Annotated in this window: 21 protein-coding genes and 1 pseudogene; 18 read left to right on the top strand and 4 right to left on the bottom strand. The window is 69.1% G+C overall.

Going from position 1 to position 20,638, the window contains the following annotated elements; translation table 11 throughout:
• The first annotated feature begins 10 nt into the window (after nt 1-10).
• From prmC to ACZ5VD_RS20900, 15 genes are all read left to right on the top strand, one after another.
• Complete coding sequence (prmC, locus tag ACZ5VD_RS20970) at nt 11-856, top strand: peptide chain release factor N(5)-glutamine methyltransferase (protein ID WP_468551053.1); 846 nt, start codon at nt 11-13, stop codon at nt 854-856.
• Between the two features lie 61 nt (nt 857-917).
• On the top strand, nt 918-1,565 hold the full coding sequence (locus ACZ5VD_RS20965; protein WP_468551054.1) for an L-threonylcarbamoyladenylate synthase: 648 nt from the start codon (nt 918-920) through the stop codon (nt 1,563-1,565).
• Nucleotides 1,562-2,239 carry an arsenate reductase/protein-tyrosine-phosphatase family protein gene (locus ACZ5VD_RS20960; RefSeq protein ID WP_468551055.1) on the top strand — a complete coding sequence of 226 codons (678 nt, stop codon included), beginning with the start codon at nt 1,562-1,564 and terminating at the stop codon, nt 2,237-2,239. The genes ACZ5VD_RS20965 and ACZ5VD_RS20960 overlap by 4 nt, the downstream gene beginning before the upstream one ends.
• A gap of 68 nt (nt 2,240-2,307) precedes the next feature.
• Entirely contained in the window at nt 2,308-3,576 is a 1,269-nt protein-coding gene (locus ACZ5VD_RS20955; protein WP_468682921.1) for a serine hydroxymethyltransferase, read from the top strand.
• Nucleotides 3,577-3,705: 129 nt separating this feature from the next.
• The gene (locus ACZ5VD_RS20950) at nt 3,706-5,007 is read left to right on the top strand and encodes an MraY family glycosyltransferase (RefSeq protein ID WP_468551057.1); all 1,302 of its coding nucleotides are present in this window, start codon (nt 3,706-3,708) and stop codon (nt 5,005-5,007) included.
• Nucleotides 5,008-5,308: 301 nt separating this feature from the next.
• The gene (locus tag ACZ5VD_RS20945; protein WP_468682920.1) at nt 5,309-5,767 is read left to right on the top strand and encodes a hypothetical protein; all 459 of its coding nucleotides are present in this window, start codon (nt 5,309-5,311) and stop codon (nt 5,765-5,767) included.
• Nucleotides 5,768-5,992: 225 nt separating this feature from the next.
• Nucleotides 5,993-6,820 carry a F0F1 ATP synthase subunit A gene (gene atpB, locus ACZ5VD_RS20940; protein ID WP_468682919.1) on the top strand — a complete coding sequence of 276 codons (828 nt, stop codon included), beginning with the start codon at nt 5,993-5,995 and terminating at the stop codon, nt 6,818-6,820.
• A 74-nt stretch (nt 6,821-6,894) separates the two neighbouring features.
• On the top strand, nt 6,895-7,125 hold the full coding sequence (atpE, locus tag ACZ5VD_RS20935) for an ATP synthase F0 subunit C (RefSeq protein WP_009321656.1): 231 nt from the start codon (nt 6,895-6,897) through the stop codon (nt 7,123-7,125).
• A 41-nt stretch (nt 7,126-7,166) separates the two neighbouring features.
• Nucleotides 7,167-7,709: a F0F1 ATP synthase subunit B gene (locus ACZ5VD_RS20930; RefSeq protein ID WP_468682918.1), complete on the top strand. Its 543-nt coding sequence runs from the start codon at nt 7,167-7,169 to the stop codon at nt 7,707-7,709.
• Nucleotides 7,706-8,521, top strand: coding sequence for a F0F1 ATP synthase subunit delta (locus ACZ5VD_RS20925; protein ID WP_468551061.1), 816 nt, complete (start codon nt 7,706-7,708; stop codon nt 8,519-8,521). Before ACZ5VD_RS20930 ends, ACZ5VD_RS20925 begins: the two co-directional genes overlap by 4 nt.
• Before the next feature lie 134 nt (nt 8,522-8,655).
• Complete coding sequence (gene atpA / locus ACZ5VD_RS20920; RefSeq protein ID WP_468551062.1) at nt 8,656-10,245, top strand: F0F1 ATP synthase subunit alpha; 1,590 nt, start codon at nt 8,656-8,658, stop codon at nt 10,243-10,245.
• Between the two features lie 20 nt (nt 10,246-10,265).
• On the top strand, nt 10,266-11,204 hold the full coding sequence (locus tag ACZ5VD_RS20915; RefSeq protein ID WP_468551063.1) for a F0F1 ATP synthase subunit gamma: 939 nt from the start codon (nt 10,266-10,268) through the stop codon (nt 11,202-11,204).
• A complete protein-coding gene (gene atpD / locus ACZ5VD_RS20910) occupies nt 11,204-12,640 on the top strand; it encodes a F0F1 ATP synthase subunit beta (protein ID WP_468551064.1) in 1,437 nt (478 codons plus the stop codon). The genes ACZ5VD_RS20915 and atpD overlap by 1 nt, the downstream gene beginning before the upstream one ends.
• A 109-nt stretch (nt 12,641-12,749) precedes the next feature.
• Entirely contained in the window at nt 12,750-13,124 is a 375-nt protein-coding gene (locus tag ACZ5VD_RS20905) for a F0F1 ATP synthase subunit epsilon (protein WP_468551065.1), read from the top strand.
• Nucleotides 13,125-13,268: 144 nt separating this feature from the next.
• Nucleotides 13,269-13,715 (top strand): DUF2550 domain-containing protein, encoded by a 447-nt coding sequence (locus ACZ5VD_RS20900; protein ID WP_468551066.1) that lies wholly within the window; start codon nt 13,269-13,271, stop codon nt 13,713-13,715.
• A 48-nt stretch (nt 13,716-13,763) separates the two neighbouring features.
• On the opposite strand, the gene ACZ5VD_RS20895 is transcribed toward ACZ5VD_RS20900, so the two are convergent.
• From ACZ5VD_RS20895 to ACZ5VD_RS20885, 3 genes are all read right to left on the bottom strand, one after another.
• Nucleotides 13,764-15,587 carry a glycosyl hydrolase family 18 protein gene (locus ACZ5VD_RS20895; RefSeq protein ID WP_468682917.1) on the bottom strand — a complete coding sequence of 608 codons (1,824 nt, stop codon included), beginning with the start codon at nt 15,585-15,587 and terminating at the stop codon, nt 13,764-13,766.
• Nucleotides 15,588-15,704: 117 nt separating this feature from the next.
• Nucleotides 15,705-16,355, bottom strand: coding sequence for a response regulator (locus ACZ5VD_RS20890; RefSeq protein WP_468682916.1), 651 nt, complete (start codon nt 16,353-16,355; stop codon nt 15,705-15,707).
• Complete coding sequence (locus ACZ5VD_RS20885; protein ID WP_468551069.1) at nt 16,352-17,548, bottom strand: sensor histidine kinase; 1,197 nt, start codon at nt 17,546-17,548, stop codon at nt 16,352-16,354. The genes ACZ5VD_RS20890 and ACZ5VD_RS20885 overlap by 4 nt, the downstream gene beginning before the upstream one ends.
• 152 nt (nt 17,549-17,700) lie before the next feature.
• Between ACZ5VD_RS20885 and ACZ5VD_RS20880 the strand changes: the two are divergent.
• Nucleotides 17,701-18,240: pseudogene (locus ACZ5VD_RS20880) on the top strand (hypothetical protein); the annotation flags it as partial.
• 114 nt (nt 18,241-18,354) lie between these two features.
• On the opposite strand, the gene ACZ5VD_RS20875 reads toward ACZ5VD_RS20880, so the two are convergent.
• Nucleotides 18,355-18,942 (bottom strand): cob(I)yrinic acid a,c-diamide adenosyltransferase, encoded by a 588-nt coding sequence (locus tag ACZ5VD_RS20875; protein ID WP_468682915.1) that lies wholly within the window; start codon nt 18,940-18,942, stop codon nt 18,355-18,357.
• Between the two features lie 261 nt (nt 18,943-19,203).
• Between ACZ5VD_RS20875 and ACZ5VD_RS20870 the strand changes: the two genes are divergently transcribed.
• Nucleotides 19,204-20,052 carry a 3-hydroxyacyl-CoA dehydrogenase family protein gene (locus ACZ5VD_RS20870; RefSeq protein WP_468551071.1) on the top strand — a complete coding sequence of 283 codons (849 nt, stop codon included), beginning with the start codon at nt 19,204-19,206 and terminating at the stop codon, nt 20,050-20,052.
• 175 nt (nt 20,053-20,227) lie between these two features.
• Nucleotides 20,228-20,551: an STAS domain-containing protein gene (locus ACZ5VD_RS20865; protein WP_468551072.1), complete on the top strand. Its 324-nt coding sequence runs from the start codon at nt 20,228-20,230 to the stop codon at nt 20,549-20,551.
• The last annotated feature ends 87 nt before the right edge of the window (nt 20,552-20,638 follow it).

Genomic DNA, 20,638 nt, shown 5'->3' with positions numbered 1-20,638 from the left:
GAGGACTTGCGTGAACCTGCTGCTCGCAGAGGTGGCCCAGGCCACCCAGCGGCTGGCCGACGCCGGCGTGCCCTCGCCGCGCAACGACGCGGAGGAGCTCGCCGCGTTCGTGCACGGCGTGAAGCGGGGCGAGCTGCACTCCGTGAAGGACTCCGACTTCGACGCCCGCTACTGGGAGGTCATCGCCCGGCGTGAACAGCGCGAGCCGCTGCAGCACATCACCGGGCGGGCCTTCTTCCGGTACCTGGAACTCCAGGTCGGGCCCGGGGTGTTCGTCCCGCGTCCCGAGACGGAGTCGGTGGTCGGCTGGGCCATAGACGCCGTCCGCGCGATGGACGTCGTCGAGCCGCTGATCGTCGACCTGTGCACGGGCTCCGGCGCCATCGCGCTCGCCCTCGCCCAGGAGGTCCCGCGCTCCCGGGTGCACGCCGTGGAGCTGTCCGAGGACGCCCTGCGGTGGACCCGCAAGAACATGGCGGGCTCCAGGGTCGACCTGCGCCAGGGCAACGCCCTGGACGCCTTCCCCGACCTCGACGGCCAGGTCGACCTGGTCATCTCCAACCCGCCCTACATCCCGCTCACCGAATGGGAGTACGTCGCTCCCGAGGCGCGGGACTACGACCCCGAACTCGCCCTGTTCTCGGGGGAGGACGGCCTCGAACTGATCCGCGGCATCGAACGCACCGCGCACCGGCTGCTGCGCCCCGGCGGCGTCGTCGTGATCGAGCACGCCGACACCCAGGGCGGCCAGGTGCCGTGGATCTTCACCGAGGAGCGGGGCTGGGCCGACGCGGCCGACCACCCCGACCTCAACAACCGCCCGCGCTTCGCGACCGCCCGCAGGGCGATGCCGTGAGCACCCCCCAGACCGTTTCCCGGAAGTACGTGTACTTCGTGTACGAGGAGGCCCGCTAGACATGGCACGGCGATACGACACCAATGACGCGACCGACCGTACGACCGGTCTGCGCGAGGCCGCGTCAGCCGTCCGCCGTGGCGAGCTCGTGGTCCTGCCGACCGACACGGTGTACGGCATCGGAGCCGACGCGTTCTCCTCGGAAGCGGTGCACGATCTGCTGGAGGCCAAGGGCCGGGGCCGCGCCATGCCCACCCCTGTCCTCATCGGCTCCCCGAACACCCTGCACGGCCTCGTCACGGACTTCTCCGAGCTGGCCTGGGAGCTGGTCGACGCCTTCTGGCCGGGCGCGCTCACGCTCGTCGCCAAGCACCAGCCGTCCCTCCAGTGGGACCTGGGGGACACCCGGGGCACCGTCGCCGTGCGCATGCCGCTGCACCCCGTCGCCATCGAGCTGCTGACCGAGATCGGCCCGATGGCCGTCTCCTCGGCGAACCTGACGGGACATCCGGCGCCGGAGGACTGCGACGCCGCGCAGGAGATGCTCGGCGACTCGGTCTCCGTGTACCTGGACGGCGGCCCGACGCCGGGCAACGTCCCCTCCTCCATCGTCGACGTCACCCGGGAGGTCCCCCTCCTCCTGCGCGCGGGCGCCATCTCGGCGGACGAGCTGCGCAAGGTCGTCCCCGACCTCGAGGTGGCGAATTGACGGCCCCTGACGCGGGGCGTGGCATAGGCAACGGGGAAGAGACGGGGAACCTGTTCGATCGGGGCCTCCCCATGGACACCTTCCGCATCCTCCACGTCAGCACCGGCAACGTGTGCCGCTCGCCGATCACCGAGCGGCTGACCCGTCATGCCCTGGCGGACCGGCTCGGCGACCCCCTGTGGGGCGGGCTGATCGTGGAGAGCGCGGGAACCTGGGGCCACGAGGGCGCACCTATGGAGGCCAACGCGGAGACCGTGCTGGCCGACTTCGGCGCGGACGCCTCCGGCTTCACCGGCCGCGAACTGCTCGACGAACACGTCATCAGGGCCGACCTGGTCCTGACGGCGACCCGCGACCACCGCGCCCAGGTCATCTCCATGGGCCACTCCGCGGGCCTGCGCACCTTCACGCTGAAGGAGTTCACCCGCCTGGTGAAGGCCATAGACCCCGCGACCCTGCCGCCCCTGGAGGACGGCATGGTGGCCCGCGCCCGTGCCCTGGTCCGCGCCGCGGCGGCGCTGCGCGGCTGGCTGCTGGCCCCCACCGCCGAGGCCGACGAGGTCTTCGACCCGTACGGCGCCCCGCTGCCGTTCTTCCGGTCGATCGGGGACGAGATACACGAGGCGCTCGATCCGGTGGTCACGGCGCTCACCGGTGTCCCCGCGAAAGCGTGAGGACCGAGCACCCCACCCGTACCGGGCCTACATTGGACGTACGTCACCGTCGACGCCCGGAGTCCACCATGTCGGTCACCCATGCCCCCGAGACAGTTGCCGACGTCCTGCGGCGGCAGGACCCCGAGCTGGCGGAGATCCTGCTCGGGGAGGCCGACCGGCAGTCGACGACTTTGCAGCTGGTCGCCGCCGAGAACTTCACCTCGCCGGCCGTGCTGGCCGCCCTCGGCTCGCCGCTGGCCAACAAGTACGCGGAGGGCTATCCGGGGGCCCGGCACCACGGCGGCTGCGAGATCGTCGACGTCGCCGAGCGCATCGCCGTGGAGCGGGCGAAGGCGCTGTTCGGGGCCGAGCACGCCAATGTGCAGGCCCATTCGGGCTCGTCCGCGGTGCTGGCCGCGTACGCCGCCCTGCTGCGCCCCGGCGACACCGTCCTCGCCCTCGGCCTGACCTACGGCGGCCACCTCACGCACGGTTCGCCCGCCAACTTCTCCGGCCGCTGGTTCGACTTCGTCGGGTACGGGGTGGACGCGGAGACCGGCCTCGTCGACCACGAGCAGGTGCGCGCCCTGGCCCGCGCCCACCGCCCCAAGGCGATCGTGTGCGGCTCCATCGCCTACCCCCGGCACATCGACTACGCCTTCTTCCGGGACGTCGCCGACGAGGTGGGCGCCTATCTCATCGCGGACGCCGCCCACCCCATCGGCCTGGTCGCCGGGGGAGCGGCACCCAGTCCGGTGCCGTACGCCGACGTGGTGTGCGCGACCACCCACAAGGTGCTGCGCGGTCCGCGCGGCGGCATGATCCTGTGCGGCGCGGAGCTGGCGGAGCGGGTCGACCGGGCGGTGTTCCCCTTCACGCAGGGCGGCGCGCAGATGCACACCATCGCGGCCAAGGCCGTCGCGTTCGGCGAGGCGGCGACACCGGCCTTCACGGCGTACGCCCATCAGGTGGTCGCCAACGCGCGGGTGCTGGCGGCCGGGCTGGCCGCCGAGGGGCTCGTCGTCACCACCGGCGGCACCGACACCCATCTGGTGACGGCGGATCCGGCGCCGCTCGGGGTGGACGGACGGACCGCGCGGGGCCGGCTGGCGGCGGCCGGGATGGTCCTCGACTGCTGTGCGCTGCCCCGCGGCGGAGCCGCTCGGGTCACGGGCGCGGACGCCCGTGGCCTGAGGCTGGGTACCGCGGCGGTGACCACGCAGGGCATGGGGGAGGCGGAGATGGCGCGGATCGCCGTACTCTTCGCGGGGGTGCTCAGAGGCGAGGTGGAGAGTCAGCGGGCCCGTGAAGATGTGCGGGAGCTGGTCGGTGGATTTCCCCCGTATCCGGCCTGATCGGGGGTAGGCGGATCAGGGTGCACAGCCACTCGTGCAACCATCGTCGCTACCCGGAAGTCCCCAACCATATGCATCCGTCGCTAGGGTGTGGGGCTGAGATGGCCAGCGAGACCTGTGGGGAAGCCTGTGCGTGAATACCTGCTGACGCTCTGCATCACGGCCGCGGTGACGTATCTGCTGACAGGGCCGGTGCGGAAGTTCGCGATCGTGGCCGGAGCGATGCCGGAGATCCGGGCCCGTGACGTGCACCGGGAACCGACTCCGCGGCTCGGCGGGATCGCCATGTTCTTCGGACTGTGCGCGGGTCTGCTGGTCGCCGACCACCTGACCAACCTGAACGAGGTCTTCTCCAAGTCCAACGAGCCGCGCGCCCTGCTCTCCGGGGCGGCCCTGATCTGGCTGATCGGCGTCCTGGACGACAAGTTCGAGATCGACGCCCTGATCAAGCTGGGCGGCCAGATGATCGCCGCCGGCGTCATGGTCATGCAGGGTCTGACGATCCTGTGGCTGCCGATCCCGGGCGTCGGTTCGGTCGCGCTGACCCAGTGGCAGGGCACCCTGCTGACGGTCGCGCTCGTCGTCATCACCATCAACGCGGTGAACTTCGTCGACGGCCTCGACGGCCTCGCGGCCGGCATGGTGTGCATCGCCTCGGCGGCGTTCTTCCTGTACGCCTACCGCGTCTGGGTCTCGTACGGCATCGAGGCCGCCGCCCCCGCCACACTGTTCTCGGCGATCCTGATGGGCATGTGCCTCGGCTTCCTGCCGCACAACATGCACCCCGCGCGGATCTTCATGGGCGACTCCGGCTCGATGCTGATCGGGCTGGTGCTGGCGGCCGGCGCGATCTCCATCACCGGCCAGGTCGACCCGGACGCGTTGAAGGTGTTCGCCAAGTCCGAGCAGGCCGCGGTGCACCAGACGGTGCCCGTCTACATCCCGCTGCTGCTGCCGCTCACGATCATCGCGATCCCGGCCGCCGACCTGGTGCTGGCCATCGTGCGCCGCACCTGGCGCGGTCAGTCGCCGTTCGCCGCGGACCGGGGGCATCTGCACCACCGTCTGCTGGAGGTCGGCCACTCGCACAGCCGCGCGGTGCTGATCATGTACTTCTGGTCCGCGCTGATCGCCTTCGGCACGCTCGCCTACTCGGTGAACTCGGCGTCCATGTGGATCGTGCTCGGTGTCGTGTTCCTCAGCGCGATCGGGCTCATCATGCTGCTGCTGCCCCGCTTCACCCCGCGTGCCCCCCGCTGGGCCGAGCACTTCGTACCGCCGCGCTACCGGCGACGCCGGGCGGCGGAGGAACCGGCTGCCGCCCTGGAGGAGAGCGCCCCGCTCGAAGCGGAGCCGCGTACCCCGGTCGGCGCCGGGGTGGCCGGGGTCAACGGGGCGACCGCGCTCGGTTCCCGTTCGCGCTCAAGGTAAGAATCTGACTAAAGCATTGCCAACGCGTGGTGTGGAGCTGGGGGCGCAAACGCCCCCAATACCAGACAACTCGGCCGTGATTCTGCACAGACGTGCAGGTTCACTCTCATGTGTGACAGCGAGCACACCCCGTAGGTAAAGACCGCATCAAATAGTTTGTGATACGGTTCACGAGAACCCCGGATAGAGCCGAAGGGCCGCAGTGCGACGGTCTCTTGGCGTGAGGTGCACCCTCAGTCCGGGACTACGCTCGTCCATGACGACACCCCTGCCCCCCCCCTGTGAAAGCGGAGCTGCCGCCATGCCGTCCAACGACGTCCGGATCCTGCTTCAGGCCGCTGTGCCCACAGCTGTCGCCGGCGCTGGTGCCGCCGTCGTCAGTGGTGTGGTCGCCGGTGGCGAGGGGGCGATCGGGGCGGTCGTCGCGACGGTGGTCGTGCTGCTCTTCATGGGGCTCGGTTTCTACGTTCTGCAGCGCACTGCCAAATCGCTTCCGCATCTTTTCCAGGCGATGGGCCTCATGTTGTACGCGGCGCAGATCCTGCTGCTGTTCATCTTCATGGCCGCGTTCAAGAACACCACGCTGTTCCACCCCAAAGCTTTCGCGTTCACACTGCTCGTCGGCACTCTTGTCTGGATCGCCGCGCAGACCCGCGCGCACATGAAGTCCAAGATCCTTTATGTCGAGCCCGAGTCCACGACCTCGTCGGGTTTCTCGTCCTCGGGCGACAAGCCCGAGAAGACGGGGCACTCGTCGTGAGGGGTAGGGCCGGGATAAAGGCACGCGAGATCTCCTGCTATCGTCCGGTGCCAACTGCGGCATCGCGGGCGCGGGCATCCGAGCTGACGCCTGCTCAATCGCGAGGCGAGATGCCCCCCAGCCGCCCCCACATCCGTAACACCAGTCCAGTGCCGAACCGCGGCTTCGCGCCGCGCCGACACAACGAGGTTGCCGTACCTATGCGCCACGCTGAAGGAGCCCGCGGTGAGTGCTGACCCGACGCAGGTGCTCGCCTTCGACACCAATTGCCACCTGTTCGACGGGTGCGGCTTCGCCGATGTGTCGCCGGGCCTGCACTCGTTCCTGTTCCAGCCCCTACTGGGTGACGGGGACAGCAACCTGTACTTCAACAAGACGATGCTGCTGGCGCTTCTCGGCTCGATCATCATCGTCGGATTCTTCTGGGCCGCCTTCCGCAAGCCGCAGGTCGTGCCCGGCAAGCTCCAGATGGTCGCCGAAGCCGGTTACGACTTCATCCGGCGTGGTGTCGTCTACGAGACCATCGGCAAGAAGGAAGGCGAGAGGTACGTACCGCTCATCGTCTCGCTGTTCTTCTTCGTCTGGATGCTGAACCTGTGGTCGATCATCCCGATCGCCCAGTTCCCGGTCACCTCGATCATCTCGTACCCGCTGGTCCTGGCGCTGATCGTCTACATCCTGTGGGTGTCCCTGACGTTCAAGCGGCACGGTTTCGTCGGCTTCTGGAAGAACGTCACCGGCTACGACAAGTCGCTCGGTGCGGTGCTGCCGCTGGCCATGCTGATCGAGCTCTTCTCGAACCTGCTGATCCGGCCGTTCACCCACGCCGTGCGACTCTTCGCGAACATGTTCGCCGGTCACACCCTGCTGCTGCTCTTCACGATCGCCAGTTGGTACATGTTGAACGGCGCGGGCGTCGCCTACGCGGGTGTCTCGTTCGTCATGGTCATCGTGATGACCGCTTTCGAGCTGTTCATCCAGGCCCTGCAGGCGTACGTGTTCGTCCTGCTGACCTGCACCTACATCCAGGGCGCCCTCGCCGAGCACCACTGACCAGGCGCATCTCCGACCCTCAAGTCGTCCGGTGGCCAACCCCCACCGGTCCGTAAAGAAAAGGAAGAACTGGCATGTCCCAGACCCTTGCTGCTGTCGAAGGCTCCCTCGGTTCGATCGGTTACGGCCTCGCCGCCATCGGTCCCGGCGTCGGCGTCGGCATCATCTTCGGTAACGGCACCCAGGCTCTCGCCCGCCAGCCCGAGGCGGCCGGCCTGATCCGCGCCAACCAGATCCTCGGCTTCGCCTTCTGTGAGGCGCTGGCGCTGATCGGTCTGGTTATGCCGTTCGTCTACGGCTACTGAGCGACGACACCAGTCCAGCCGACCAGACGAAAGGCACACACATGAGCCACTTGCTCATCGCGGCGAGTGAGGGCGAAAACCCCCTCATTCCGCCGATCCCCGAGCTTGTCATCGGCTTGCTCGCCTTCGTCATCGTCTTCGGCTTCCTCGCCAAGAAGCTCCTCCCGAACATCAACAAGGTTCTGGAAGAGCGTCGCGAGGCCATCGAGGGCGGTATCGAGAAGGCCGAGGCCGCACAGACCGAGGCCCAGAGCGTCCTTGAGCAGTACAAGGCACAGCTCGCCGAGGCCCGCCACGAGGCCGCGCGACTGCGCCAGGAGGCGCAGGAGCAGGGCGCCACGCTCATCGCCGAGATGCGCGCGGAAGGCCAGCGGCAGCGCGAGGAGATCGTCGCCGCCGGTCACGCCCAGATCGAGGCCGACCGCAAGGCCGCCTCGTCCGCGCTGCGCCAGGACGTCGGCAAGCTTGCCACCGACCTGGCCGGCAAGCTCGTCGGCGAGTCCCTTGAGGACCACGCCCGGCAGAGCCGCGTGATCGACCGCTTCCTCGGCGAGCTTGAGGAGAAGGCCGAGGCCGCCCGATGAACGGAGCGAGCCGCGACGCCCTGGCAGCCGCACGCGAGCGTCTCGACGCGCTGACGGACTCCACGTCCGTGGACGCCGGCTCGCTCGCCGACGAGCTGGCCTCCGTCACCGCGCTGCTCGACCGCGAGGTCTCGCTGCGTCGGGTCCTCACCGACCCGGCGCAGTCCGGCGAGGCCAAGGCCGAGCTGGTCCAGCGCCTGCTCGGCGCCCAGGTCAGCGGCCCGGCCGCCGACCTGGTGTCCGGCCTGGTGCGTTCCCGCTGGTCGCGCTCGCGCGACCTGGTGGACTCGCTGGAGGAGCTGGCGGACCTCGCCGACCTCACCGCCGCCCAGCAGGCCGGCACGCTCGACAGCGTCGAGGACGAGCTGTTCCGGTTCGGCCGGATCGTCACCTCGAACACCGGACTGCGCGCCGCGCTGACCGACCGCAAGGCCCCCGCCTCGGCCAAGGGCGAGCTGCTGCGCAGCCTGCTCGGAGGCCGGGCCGCCGCGACCACGGAGCGTCTGGTGACGCGCCTTGTCGCCGCGCCGCGGGGACGTAGCCTGGAAGCGGGACTGGAGTCCCTGACCAAGCTCGCCGCCGAGCGCCGGAACCGCATGGTGGCCGTCGTCACCTCGGCGGTACCGCTGAGCGACCCGCAGAAGCAGCGCCTGGGCGCCGCCCTCGCGAAGCTCTACGGCCGCACGATGCACCTCAACCTCGACGTGGACCCCGAGGTCCTCGGCGGAATCCGGGTGCAGGTCGGCGACGAGGTCATCAACGGCTCCCTCGCGGACCGCATCGAGGACGCCGGCCGCCGCATGGCGGGCTAGCACAAACTTCATAGCAGTACGTACGTGTACATGCGGCCCGGTTGGGCCGTGCAGAGGATTCACCTCTTTCAGGGGGGAGTCCCCATCCCCCCAAAGTGAAACTTCGGGCCCAACAAGGAGAGCAGGGAACCCAGATGGCGGAGCTCACGATCCGGCCGGAGGAGATCCGGGACGCGCTGGAGAACTTCGTCCAGTCGTACAAGCCGGACGCGGCCTCGCGCGAGGAGGTCGGGACGGTCACCGTCGCCGGCGACGGTATCGCCAAGATCGAGGGTCTGCCCTCGGCCATGGCGAACGAACTGCTGAAGTTCGAGGACGGCACCCTCGGTCTCGCACTGAACCTGGAAGAGCGCGAGATCGGTGCGGTCGTCCTCGGCGAGTTCAGCGGTATCGAGGAGGGCCAGCCGGTCACCCGTACCGGCGAGGTCCTGTCGGTGGCCGTCGGCGAGGGCTACCTCGGCCGTGTTGTCGACCCGCTCGGCAACGCGATCGACGGCCTCGGCGAGATCGAGACCAGCGGCCGACGCGCCCTTGAGCTGCAGGCCCCGGGCGTCATGGCCCGTAAGTCGGTGCACGAGCCGATGGAGACCGGCTACAAGGCCGTCGACGCGATGACTCCGATCGGCCGTGGCCAGCGTCAGCTGGTCATCGGTGACCGCCAGACCGGCAAGACCGCCCTGGCCGTCGACACGATCATCAACCAGCGTGACAACTGGCGTTCGGGCGACCCGAAGAAGCAGGTCCGCTGCGTCTACGTCGCCATCGGTCAGAAGGGCTCGACCATCGCCTCCGTGCGTGGCGCCCTCGAAGAGGCCGGCGCGCTGGAGTACACGACCATCGTCGCCGCCCCGGCGTCCGACCCGGCCGGCTTCAAGTACCTGGCGCCGTACACCGGTTCGGCCATCGGCCAGCAGTGGATGTACGAGGGCAAGCACGTCCTGATCATCTTCGACGACCTGTCGAAGCAGGCCGACGCCTACCGCGCCGTGTCGCTGCTGCTGCGCCGCCCGCCGGGCCGTGAGGCCTACCCGGGTGACGTCTTCTACCTGCACTCCCGTCTGCTGGAGCGCTGCGCGAAGCTCTCCGACGAGCTGGGCGCGGGCTCGATGACCGGTCTGCCGATCGTCGAGACGAAGGCCAACGACGTCTCGGCGTTCATCCCGACCAACGTCATCTCCATCACCGACGGCCAGTGCTTCCTGGAGTCGGACCTGTTCAACGCCGGTCAGCGCCCCGCGCTGAACGTCGGTATCTCCGTCTCCCGAGTCGGTGGTTCCGCGCAGCACAAGGCGATGAAGCAGGTCTCCGGCCGACTGCGCCTGGACCTCGCCCAGTACCGCGAGCTGGAGGCGTTCGCCGCCTTCGGTTCCGACCTGGACGCCGCGTCGAAGTCGCAGCTGGAGCGCGGTCAGCGTCTGGTCGAGCTGCTCAAGCAGGCTCAGTACCAGCCGATGGCCACCGAGGACCAGGTCGTCTCCGTCTGGGCCGCCACCACCGGCAAGATGGACGAGGTGCCGGTCGCCGACATCCGTCGCTTCGAGAAGGAGCTCCTGGAGTACCTGCACCGCAAAGAGCAGGGCCTCATGACCTCCATCAAGGAGGGCGGCAAGATGTCGGACGACACCCTCACCGCCATCGCGGACGGTATCGCGGACTTCAAGAAGCAGTTCGAGACCTCGGACGGCAAGCTTCTCGGCGAAGACGCCCCCGCCGCGGCCAAGTGACGACGGAAGGGACCTGACTCATGGGAGCCCAGCTCCGGGTCTACAAGCGTCGCATCCGATCCGTCACCGCGACCAAGAAGATCACCAAGGCGATGGAGATGATCGCCGCCTCGCGCGTCGTCAAGGCGCAGCGCAAGGTGGCGGCCTCCTCGCCGTACGCGACCGAGCTCACCCGCGCGGTCACGGCGGTCGGTACCGGCTCGAACACCAAGCACCCGCTGACCACGGAGACGGAGACGGCGACCCGTTCCGCGGTGCTGCTCCTCACGAGCGACCGTGGACTGGCCGGCGCCTTCAACTCCAACGCCATCAAGGCGGCGGAGCTGCTGACCGCCCGTCTTGAGGCCGAGGGCAAGGAGGTCGACACGTACATCGTCGGCCGCCGTGGTCTGGCCCACTACAACTTCCGCGAGCGCAAGGTCGTGGAGTCGTGGTCGGGCTTCACCGACGAGCCCACCTACGCGGACGCGAAGAAGGTAGCGGGTCCGCTGATCGAGACGATCGAGAAGGACACGGCTGAGGGCGGCGTGGACGAACTCCACATCGTCTACACCGAGTTCGTCTCGATGATGACGCAGAACGCGATCGACAGCAGGCTGCTGCCGCTGCGCCTCGAAGAGGTCGCGGAGACGGATCAATCCGGGGCTGCCGCCGCGGGGCCCCAGGGCGAGATCCTTCCGCTGTACGACTTCGAGCCGTCGGCGGAGGACGTCCTCGACGCCCTGCTGCCGCGCTACGTCGAGAGCCGTATCTACAACGCGCTGCTCCAGTCGGCCGCTTCCAAGCACGCCGCCACGCGACGCGCGATGAAGTCGGCCACCGACAACGCGGGAGAGCTCATCACCACGCTCTCCCGACTTGCAAACGCGGCCCGCCAGGCCGAAATCACCCAGGAAATCAGCGAGATCGTCGGTGGCTCCGCAGCCCTGGCCGACGCGACCGCGGGGAGTGACAGGTAATGACGACGACAGTTGAGACGGCCGTTGCCACGGGCCGCGTCGCCCGGGTCATCGGCCCGGTCGTCGACGTGGAGTTCCCCGTCGACGCGATGCCGGAGATCTACAACGCTCTGCATGTAGAGGTGGCCGACCCGGCCCAGGACGGCGCGAAGAAGACGCTGACCCTGGAGGTCGCCCAGCACCTGGGTGACGGCCTGGTCCGCACCATCTCGATGCAGCCCACCGACGGTCTGGTCCGCCAGGCCGCCGTCACCGACACCGGCAACGGCATCACCGTTCCGGTCGGCGACTTCACCAAGGGCAAGGTGTTCAACACCCTCGGTGAGGTGCTGAACGTCGACGAGCAGTACGAGGGCGAGCGCTGGTCCATCCACCGCAAGGCCCCGCGCTTCGACGAGCTCGAGTCGAAGACCGAGATGTTCGAGACCGGCGTCAAGGTCATCGACCTTCTCACCCCGTACGTCAAGGGTGGAAAGATCGGCCTGTTCGGCGGTGCCGGCGTCGGCAAGACGGTGCTCATCCAGGAGATGATCTACCGCGTCGCCAACAACCACGACGGTGTCTCCGTGTTCGCCGGTGTCGGCGAGCGCACCCGTGAGGGCAACGACCTCATCGAGGAGATGTCCGAGTCCGGCGTCATCGACAAGACGGCGCTTGTCTTCGGTCAGATGGACGAGCCCCCGGGCACCCGTCTCCGTGTGGCGCTGGCCGGTCTGACCATGGCGGAGTACTTCCGCGATGTGCAGAAGCAGGACGTGCTGTTCTTCATCGACAACATCTTCCGCTTCACGCAGGCCGGTTCCGAGGTCTCGACCCTGCTCGGCCGTATGCCCTCCGCGGTGGGCTACCAGCCGAACCTGGCCGACGAGATGGGTCTCCTCCAGGAGCGCATCACCTCGACCCGTGGTCACTCGATCACCTCGATGCAGGCGATCTACGTCCCCGCGGACGACCTGACCGACCCGGCCCCGGCCACCACCTTCGCCCACCTCGACGCGACGACGGTTCTCTCCCGTCCGATCTCCGAGAAGGGCATCTACCCGGCCGTGGACCCGCTGGACTCCACGTCCCGCATCCTGGACCCCCGCTACATCGCGGCGGACCACTACGCGGCCGCGATGCGCGTCAAGTCGGTCCTTCAGAAGTACAAGGACCTTCAGGACATCATCGCGATCCTCGGTATCGACGAGCTGGGCGAGGAGGACAAGCTCACCGTCCACCGCGCCCGTCGCGTGGAGCGCTTCCTGTCCCAGAACACCCACGTCGCCAAGCAGTTCACCGGCGTCGACGGTTCGGACGTTCCGCTGGACGAGTCGATCGCGGCCTTCAACTCGATCATCGACGGGGAGTACGACCACTTCCCGGAGCAGGCGTTCTTCCTGTGCGGTGGCATCGAGGACCTCAAGGCCAACGCCAAGGAGCTGGGCGTCTCCTGAGCCCTGTGCTCTTGAAGAGGGGCGGGCGCGTCCCGCCCCTCTTCGTACGCCCACTAGACTTGTAACCAACACCCGGCACATTCGCCGGGTGGTGACCCGAGGAGCCACCTTGGCTGCTGAGCTGCACGTCGCGCTGGTCGCGGCCGACCGAGAGGTCTGGTCCGGTCAGGCCACCCTGGTCGTCGCGCGCACCACGTCCGGCGACATCGGCGTCATGCCCGGTCACCAGCCGCTGCTCGGTGTGCTGGAGTCGGGCCCGGTGACCATTCGTACGAGTGACGGTGGAACGGTCGTCGCCGCGGTGCACGGCGGTTTCATCTCCTTCGCCGACAACAAGCTGTCGCTGCTGGCCGAGATCGCCGAACTGTCGGACGAGATCGACGTCCAGCGCGCCGAGCGCGAGCTGGAGCGTGCGAAGGCGGAGGGCGACGCCTCCGCCGAGCGCCGCGCGGACGTACGCCTGCGGGCGGCGGCAGGGCGCTGACCCGCCCCGTCACGCGATGACGTCACTCAGCCGCGGCTGGTACCGGAGCGATCCGGTACCAGCCGCGGCTGAGGCAGATGTGGGTGTTTTTTCCATTCCGTTACCGAGAAATCCGTAACCGAGGAGACGAGGAGGTCGGTGTCGATGGTCCTCGCTCTGACTGTGTGCGGATTGGTCGTGGCCCTGGTCGTGGTGGGGCTGTTCGTCTTCGGCCTGCGCCGCAGGCTCATCCAGCGCTCCGGTGGCACCTTCGACTGCAGCCTGCGCTGGGACGTGCCGGAGAAGAGCGACACCAGTGGCAAGGGCTGGAGCTACGGCGTCGCTCGCTACAACGGCGACCGCGTCGAGTGGTACCGCGTCTTCTCCTACGCCTACCGTCCGCGCCGTGTCCTGGAGCGCTCCGCGATCGAGGTGGCCGGCCGCCGGCTGCCCGAGGGCGAGGAGGAGCTGGCACTGCTCTCCGACGCCGTCATCCTGACCTGTGTACACCGGGGCACGCGTCTCGAACTCGCCATGAGCGACGACGCGCTGACCGGCTTCCTCGCGTGGCTGGAGGCGGCCCCGCCCGGACAACGAGTGAACGTGGCGTAGTCACGGTTCACTCGCTGTCCGGGGGAGCGTCGATGGTGCCTGACGGCCTTACTGCAGACCGCTGTTGATGGCGCTCACCAGTTCGCCGTTTCCGGTGTCGCCGCTGAACTCCCAGAAGAACGCGCCGCCCAGGCCCTGGTTCTTGGCCCAGCTCATCTTGCCGGCGATGGTCGCGGGAGTGTCGTAGGACCACCAGTTGTTGCCGCAGTACGCGTAGGCCGTCCCGGCGATGGTGCCGGTGGCGGGGCAGGACGTCTTGAGGACCTTGTAGTCCTCGATGCCCGCCTCGTAGGTGCCGGGTGCGGCGCCGGTCGCCGAGCCGCCGGGGGTGGCCTGGGTGACGCCGGTCCAGCCGCGGCCGTAGAAGCCGATACCGAGGAGCAGCTTGGCGGCGGGGACGCCCTTCGCCTTCAGCTTGGCTATCGCGTCGGCGGAGTTGAAGCCCGCGGCCGGGATGCCGGAGTACGAGGTCAGCGGCGAGTGCGGGGCGGTCGGGCCGTCCGCGTCGAAGGCGCCGAAGTAGTCGTACGTCATCACGTTGTACCAGTCGAGATGGGCCGAGGCGCCACCGTAGTCGGCCGCGTCGATCTTGCCGCCGGAGGAGCCGTCGGCGGTGATGGCCGCGGTGACCAGGTAGGTGGGGCCGAACTCGGTGCGCAGGGCCTGCGAGAGGTTCCTGAAGGCCGCTGCCCCGCTGGTGTCACAGGTCAGGCCGCAGGCGTTCGGGTACTCCCAGTCGATGTCGATGCCGTCGAAGACGTCCGCCCAGCGCGGGTCCTCGACGACCGCCTTGCAGGAGGCGGCGAACGCGGCCGGGTTGGCGGCGGCCTGGGCGAAGCCGCCGGAGTAGGTCCAGCCGCCGAAGGAGTACAGCACCTTGATGTGCGGGTACTTGGCCTTGAGCTGGCGGAGCTGGTTGAAGTTGCCGCGCAGTGGCTGGTCCCAGGTGTCGGCCAGGCCGGACACCGACTGGTCGGCGGTGTACGCCTTGTCGTAGGCGGCATAGGTGTCGTCGACGACGCACTTGCCGTCCTTGACATTGCCGAACGCGTAGTTGATGTGGGTGATCTTGGAGGCGGAGCCCGAGGTCACCAGGTTCTTGACGTGGTAGTTGCGGCCGTAGACGCCCCACTCGGTGAAGTAGCCGAGCTTGACCTTGTCGCCGGTGGGCGGTGGGTCGGTGGTGCCTCCGGTGGTCTTCACGGCGACGGCGCCGCTGACCGGGCCGGTCTGGTCGGCGGTGTCGCGGGCCTGGACCGTGTACGAGTAGCTGGTCCCGGCGGTGAGGCCGGTGTTGGTGTACGACGTGGTGGTCACCGTCGCCACCTTGGCGCCGTCGCGCAGGACGTCGTAGTTCTTGATGCCCTTGTCGTCGGTGGCGGCGCTCCAGGACAGCTTCACCGAGGTGTTGGTGACGTCGGAGGCGGTGGGGGTGCCGGGGGCGGAGGGGGCGGCGTCGCCGGGGACCGAGGTGCCGTCGCAACCGCCGCCGTTGAGCTTGCAGTTGGACGGTGAGCCGGAGCCTGTGCCGTTGAAGCCGAAGGAGACGGAGGCGCCGGCGGCGAGGGTGCCGTTCCAGGGCTTGTTCCTGGCGGTCCAGTGGGTGCCGGAGGAGGTGACGTCGGCGTCCCAGGCGGAGGTGACGGACGTGCCGGAGGGGAAGTCCCACTCGACGGTCCAGGAACTGAGGGACGTGGTGCCGGTGTTCTTCACCGTCCACCTGCCCTCGAAGCCGGTGCCCCAGTCGGAGGCCTTGGTGTAGGTGGCGGTGGCGGACGTCGCGGCCTGGGCGGGGCTCGCGAGGCCGACCAGGCCGGCGAAGGGGAGCAACAGTGTCGCGAACCCTGCCGCGGCTCTGTGTCTGAAGCGCATGCTGCGCCTCCTCGGGGGTTGGGGGCGCGACTGAGCCTTCACGCCCACGGTGCCGCGAGAATAGAAAGGTCTGGACCATAGGTCAAGAGGTCTGGACCACTCATCTCCAGGTGGGTTTCACACCCCCAACTCCTGCGCCAGCACCGCCGCTTGCACCCGGCTGCGCAGCTCCAGCTTCCCCAGCAGCCGGCTGACGTGCGTCTTCACCGTCGCCTCGGCCATGTCGAGCCGGGTCGCGATGTCGGCGTTGGACAGGCCCTCGCCGAGGCAGGAGAGGACCTCGCGTTCGCGACGGGTGAGCTGCTCCAGCACGGTCGGGTCGGCCTTCGGTGCCCGCACCGGCTTGGCCGCGAACTCGGCGATGAGCCTGCGGGTGACGGCCGGTGCCACGATGCCCTCGCCGCGCGCGACCGTCCGTACCGACTCCAGCAGATCGCGGGCGTCGGTGTTCTTCAGCAGAAAACCGGACGCGCCCGCGCGCAGCGCGCCGAAGACGTACTCGTCGAGGTCGAAGGTGGTGAGGACGAGGACGTCGGCCAACTCCTCCGCGACCACCTGCCGGGTCGCCGACACCCCGTCCAGGCGCGGCATCTGAATGTCCATCAGCACCAGGTCGGGCAGCAACTCCCGGGCCAGCGCCACCGCCTGCTCGCCGTCCGCGGCCTCGCCGACCACCTCGATGTCGGGGGCGCTGCGCAGGATGAGGACGAGCCCGGCCCGGACGGCGGACTGGTCCTCGGCGACGAGAACCCTGATGGGCCGGCTCATGCGGTCTCTCCTTCGGTGACGGGGAGTGTGGCGCGGACGGCCCAGATCTTGCCGTCCGCCGAGTCCTCGGGTCCGGCCGCCAGAGTGCCGTCGAGCAGCGTGGCGCGTTCCCGCATGCCGACGAGCCCGGCGCCCGAGCCCGGCGCGCGCGGCGCGTCGCGGTCGCCGAACGGGCTGGTCACGGCGATGGCCAGCGAGCCGTCCCGGTGCCGCAGCACGACCGCGACCGGGCCGGGGCCCGCGTGCTTGAGGGCGTTGGTCAGGGACTCCTGGACGATCCGGTAGGCCGCGAGCTCCACCGGCGCCGGCAGCCCGGCGGCGTGCTCGGCGTCGAGGGTGACGTCGAGGCCGTTGGCGCGGGCGGTGTCGAGAAGGGCGCCGAGACCGTCGAGGGTGGGGGTCGCGGCCGGCTCGGTGTCGCCGCTGCCGTCGCGCAGGATGCCGATCAGACGGCGCATCTCGGCCAGACCCTGCACGCTGTTCTCCCGGATCACCACCAGGGCGTCCTGGGAGGTCGCGGGATCGTCGAGGGAGAGGGCCGCGGTGGAGTGGATGGCGATCGCGGAGAGGTGGTTGGCGACCATGTCGTGCAACTCGCGTGCCATGCGGGCGCGTTCGGCGGTGATGGCCTGGGTGCGGTCCATCTCGGCGAGCAGCGCGGTCTGTTCGGCGCGCAGTCGGGCGGCATCGGCGGCGTCCCGGTGGTTGCGGACGATCAGACCGGTGGCCGCGGGCGCGAACGCCACGATCCCCACGGCCAGACCGATGAGCAGCGACTCCGGCACCTGCCAGAGGGCGAACGGCAGGATGGCGCCCGCCACCGAGAGCAGCCCGGTGATCCGGGGGATACGGCGGGCCGAGGCGGGGGTGCCGTAGAGGACGGCCGCGTACATCACGTCGGTGTACATCAGGATCGTGGCCACATTGCCCTGGGTCATGGTGTCCAGGACGAGCGCGGCCGTGGCCACCAGCAGGGCCGTGCGCGGGGCGGTCCGGCGCAGCATCTCGCAGCCGGCCGTCACCACGAGCGGCACCAGGAGCGGCCATTTCCCCTCGAAGAGCACCATCGGCTCGCCGGCCGGCCGGGTGGCCAGACCGATGCCCCACACCAGCAGCCCGAACAGCAGTCCGGCCGACGCGATGAGCACGTCGAAGCGGGACGGTCGGGCCGGTCCGGGCAGTCGTGGGGACATGACTCCATCCAACACGGGACGGACGCCCGGCGCCTGATGCCGGGGAACGGTCCCGGACTGCATCTTTCGATGTACCGCGAGTTCGTCACCGCCGACGACGAACGACGCCGGTCCCGGCGCGAGCCTGGAAGGGAGAGCGAGAGGAGTACACCGTGATCGTCGCGTTGATCATCGCCTGCGAGGTCGGGTTCTGGGTGCTGCTGGCACTGGGACTGGGCGCCCGCTACCTGCTGAAGTGGCGCCGGACGAGCGTCGTCCTGCTGCTGTGCGAGCCGGTGCTGGAGCTGGTCCTGTTCGTCGCCACGGCGGTCGACCTGAGGAACGGCGCCGAACCCGGCTGGGAGCACGGGGTGGCCGCGCTCTACATCGGCTACACCGTCGCGTTCGGCCACTACACGATCCGCTGGCTCGACGGCCACGCCGCGCACCGCCTGGGCGGCGGCCCGCCCCCGCCGAAGCCGCCGCGGTACGGCATGGCCCGCGCCCGCCACGAGGGCCGGCTGTGGCTCCGGGCGGTGTTCGGGGGAGTGGTCGCCCTGGGCCTGCTCCAGCTCGCCGTCTGGTACGTCGGCGACTCCGGCGACACCAGCTCCCTGCGCACCTTCCAGTGGGTGGCCCTGCGCACGGTCGGCATCTACGGCCTGATCGCCCTCTCCTACACGATCTGGCCGAAGAAGGGACCCACCGGGTCAGTGCTCCCCGCCAGGGACCCAGAGCACGTCCCCCACAGCGACGTTCGCGGTCCGCGCCAGGATGCTGTGTCTCCCGGGGGACAACCCCCGGACCCCCGGCCGGGGGTCGTCTCCTCAGCGCTCCCCGCCAGGGACCCAGAGCACGTCTCCCACAGCGACGTTCGCGGTCCGCGCCAGGATGAAGAGCAGGTCCGATAGCCGGTTCAGGTAGGTCGCGGTGAGGGGGTTCATGTTGCCGTCGGCTTCCTTGGAGCCGTGCACCTCCAGGGCCGCCCAGGTGGAGCGTTCGGCCCGGCGGACGACCGTGCAGGACTGGTGGAGCAGGGCCGCGCCGGGCGTGCCGCCGGGGAGGATGAAGGAGCGGAGCTTCTCCAGCCGTTCGTTGAAGCGGTCGCAGTCCGCCTCCAGCTTGTCGATGTAGAACTGCTCGACCCGCAGGGGCGGGAACTCCGGGTTCTCCACCACCGGCGTCGACAGGTCCGCGCCCACGTCGAACAGGTCGTTCTGCACCCGGGAGAGGACCTGGACGATCTCCTCGTCCAGCCCGCCCAGCGCGATCGCCGTGCCGATCACCGCGTTCGCCTCGTTGGCGTCGGCGTAGGCGGAGATCCGCGGGTCGGTCTTCGGGACCCGGCTCATGTCGCCGAGGGCGGTGGTGCCCTGGTCGCCGGTCCTGGTGTAGATACGCGTCAGATTGACCATGGGGCCAGCGTAGTTTCGCCGCCGCCGCACGGCATCCACGGGCCGTCCGGACAGGGGGAGCGGGCCCCAACTGGGCCGTCCGGGGCGCGTAATGGGCCGTGCCGGTGTGATGTCCGTCAGATGAGACGTGACGCGCATTACTTACCGGCCACACAGCCCCTCACCTTCGCTAGGGTCCGCCGGAGAGGCAGTTGTCAACAGCGTGTGAGCGCTCGTGTGCGGTCATTCGGTGTGTGCAGTCATTCAAAGGGGAGTCGCACAGTGTCACGGAAGCTTGCCGTCATCGGCGCCGGCTTGATGGGTTCCGGGATCGCCCAGGTCTCCGCGCAGGCGGGCTGGGACGTCGTCCTGCGGGACGTCACCGACGAGGCGCTCAAGCGTGGCACCGACGGCATCAAGGCTTCGTACGCCAAGTTCGTGAGCAAGGGGAAGCTGGAGGCGCACGACGCCGACGCCGCCCTCTCCCGGATCACCGCGACCACCGACCTGGACGCCGTCGCCGACGCCGACATCGTCGTCGAGGCCGTCTTCGAGAAGCTCGAAGTCAAGCACGAGATCTTCCGCGCCCTGGACAAGATCGCGAAGTCCGACGCCGTCCTCGCCTCCAACACCTCCGCCATCCCGATCACGAAGATCGCGGCCGTGACGGAGCGTCCGGAGCGCGTGGTCGGGGCGCACTTCTTCTCACCGGTCCCGATGATGCAGCTGTGCGAGCTGGTGCGCGGCTACAAGACGAGCGACGAAACCCTCGCCACCACGCGGGAGTTCGCCGAGTCCGTCGGCAAGACCTGCATCGTCGTCAACCGTGACGTGGCCGGCTTCGTGACGACCCGTCTCATCTCGGCGCTCGTCGTCGAGGCGGCGAAGCTGTACGAGTCGGGCGTGGCCACCGCCGAGGACATCGACCTGGCCTGCAAGCTGGGCTTCGGGCACGCCATGGGCCCGCTCGCCACGGCGGACCTCACCGGCGTCGACATCCTGCTGCACGCCACGAGCAACATCTACACGGAGTCCCAGGACGAGAAGTTCGCCCCGCCCGAGCTGATGCGCCGGATGGTTGACGCCGGTGACATCGGTCGCAAGAGCGGGCAGGGCTTCTACAAGCACTGAACCAAGCACGGCACCAGGCACGGAAACCGCACACGCCCCTGGGGCATCACCCCCCTGGGTGAATTCGGTATCGGTTCGCTTACGGACGGCAACTTCTGACCGCCCAACGCAGTCAGAGGTTGCATCACCGGCCTTTCACTTCCGCGGAGCACGAGACGACGCACGGGGAGCGCATATGTACATCAGGGGCGACCACGTCGAGCTGGTCGTCGGGGGCCGCCTCGACGTCCGCAGCGCGGCGGACGCCCGTACGGTCCTGCACACGGCCGTCGACGACGGAGTCGGCGACCTCGTGCTCGACCTGTCCGAGCTCGACTCCTGGGACGCCACCGGCCTCGGGGTGATCATGGGGGCGCACCGGCGTGCCGGCCGCTGCGGCCGACGCCTCGTGCTGCGCGACGTACCAGCACAGATGCAGCGTCTGCTGGTCGCCACCCGGCTGCACCGGATCCTCGCCATCGAAGGCGGCATCGGGGTGGAGTCACTGCCCCGCGTGTGACCCCCGGCACGGCTGGGGCCAGGCAGCAGGGCGTTCCGGTTGCGAAGCACACGACGGGTGCAATCCTCACGAGACTGTGACGTCTCG

This window comes from Streptomyces sp. NPDC032822 (genome assembly GCF_055578825.1).
The sequence above is the reverse complement of the archived record's forward strand: the minus strand, read 5'-3'. Positions and strand labels throughout refer to the sequence as shown.

What these genes read in the sequence shown, in the direction of transcription:
- ACZ5VD_RS20965 (WP_468551054.1), top strand. Translation starts at nt 918, where the DNA reads ATGGCACGGCGATACGACACCAATGACGCGACCGACCGTACGACCGGT.
- ACZ5VD_RS20955 (WP_468682921.1), top strand. Translation starts at nt 2,308, where the DNA reads ATGTCGGTCACCCATGCCCCCGAGACAGTTGCCGACGTCCTGCGGCGG.
- ACZ5VD_RS20945 (WP_468682920.1), top strand. Translation starts at nt 5,309, where the DNA reads ATGCCGTCCAACGACGTCCGGATCCTGCTTCAGGCCGCTGTGCCCACA.
- atpE (WP_009321656.1), top strand. Translation starts at nt 6,895, where the DNA reads ATGTCCCAGACCCTTGCTGCTGTCGAAGGCTCCCTCGGTTCGATCGGT.
- ACZ5VD_RS20930 (WP_468682918.1), top strand. Translation starts at nt 7,167, where the DNA reads ATGAGCCACTTGCTCATCGCGGCGAGTGAGGGCGAAAACCCCCTCATT.
- ACZ5VD_RS20925 (WP_468551061.1), top strand. Translation starts at nt 7,706, where the DNA reads ATGAACGGAGCGAGCCGCGACGCCCTGGCAGCCGCACGCGAGCGTCTC.
- atpA (WP_468551062.1), top strand. Translation starts at nt 8,656, where the DNA reads ATGGCGGAGCTCACGATCCGGCCGGAGGAGATCCGGGACGCGCTGGAG.
- ACZ5VD_RS20915 (WP_468551063.1), top strand. Translation starts at nt 10,266, where the DNA reads ATGGGAGCCCAGCTCCGGGTCTACAAGCGTCGCATCCGATCCGTCACC.
- atpD (WP_468551064.1), top strand. Translation starts at nt 11,204, where the DNA reads ATGACGACGACAGTTGAGACGGCCGTTGCCACGGGCCGCGTCGCCCGG.
- ACZ5VD_RS20900 (WP_468551066.1), top strand. Translation starts at nt 13,269, where the DNA reads ATGGTCCTCGCTCTGACTGTGTGCGGATTGGTCGTGGCCCTGGTCGTG.
- ACZ5VD_RS20895 (WP_468682917.1), bottom strand. Translation starts at nt 15,587, where the DNA reads ATGCGCTTCAGACACAGAGCCGCGGCAGGGTTCGCGACACTGTTGCTC.
- ACZ5VD_RS20890 (WP_468682916.1), bottom strand. Translation starts at nt 16,355, where the DNA reads ATGAGCCGGCCCATCAGGGTTCTCGTCGCCGAGGACCAGTCCGCCGTC.
- ACZ5VD_RS20885 (WP_468551069.1), bottom strand. Translation starts at nt 17,548, where the DNA reads ATGTCCCCACGACTGCCCGGACCGGCCCGACCGTCCCGCTTCGACGTG.
- ACZ5VD_RS20875 (WP_468682915.1), bottom strand. Translation starts at nt 18,942, where the DNA reads ATGGTCAATCTGACGCGTATCTACACCAGGACCGGCGACCAGGGCACC.
- ACZ5VD_RS20865 (WP_468551072.1), top strand. Translation starts at nt 20,228, where the DNA reads ATGTACATCAGGGGCGACCACGTCGAGCTGGTCGTCGGGGGCCGCCTC.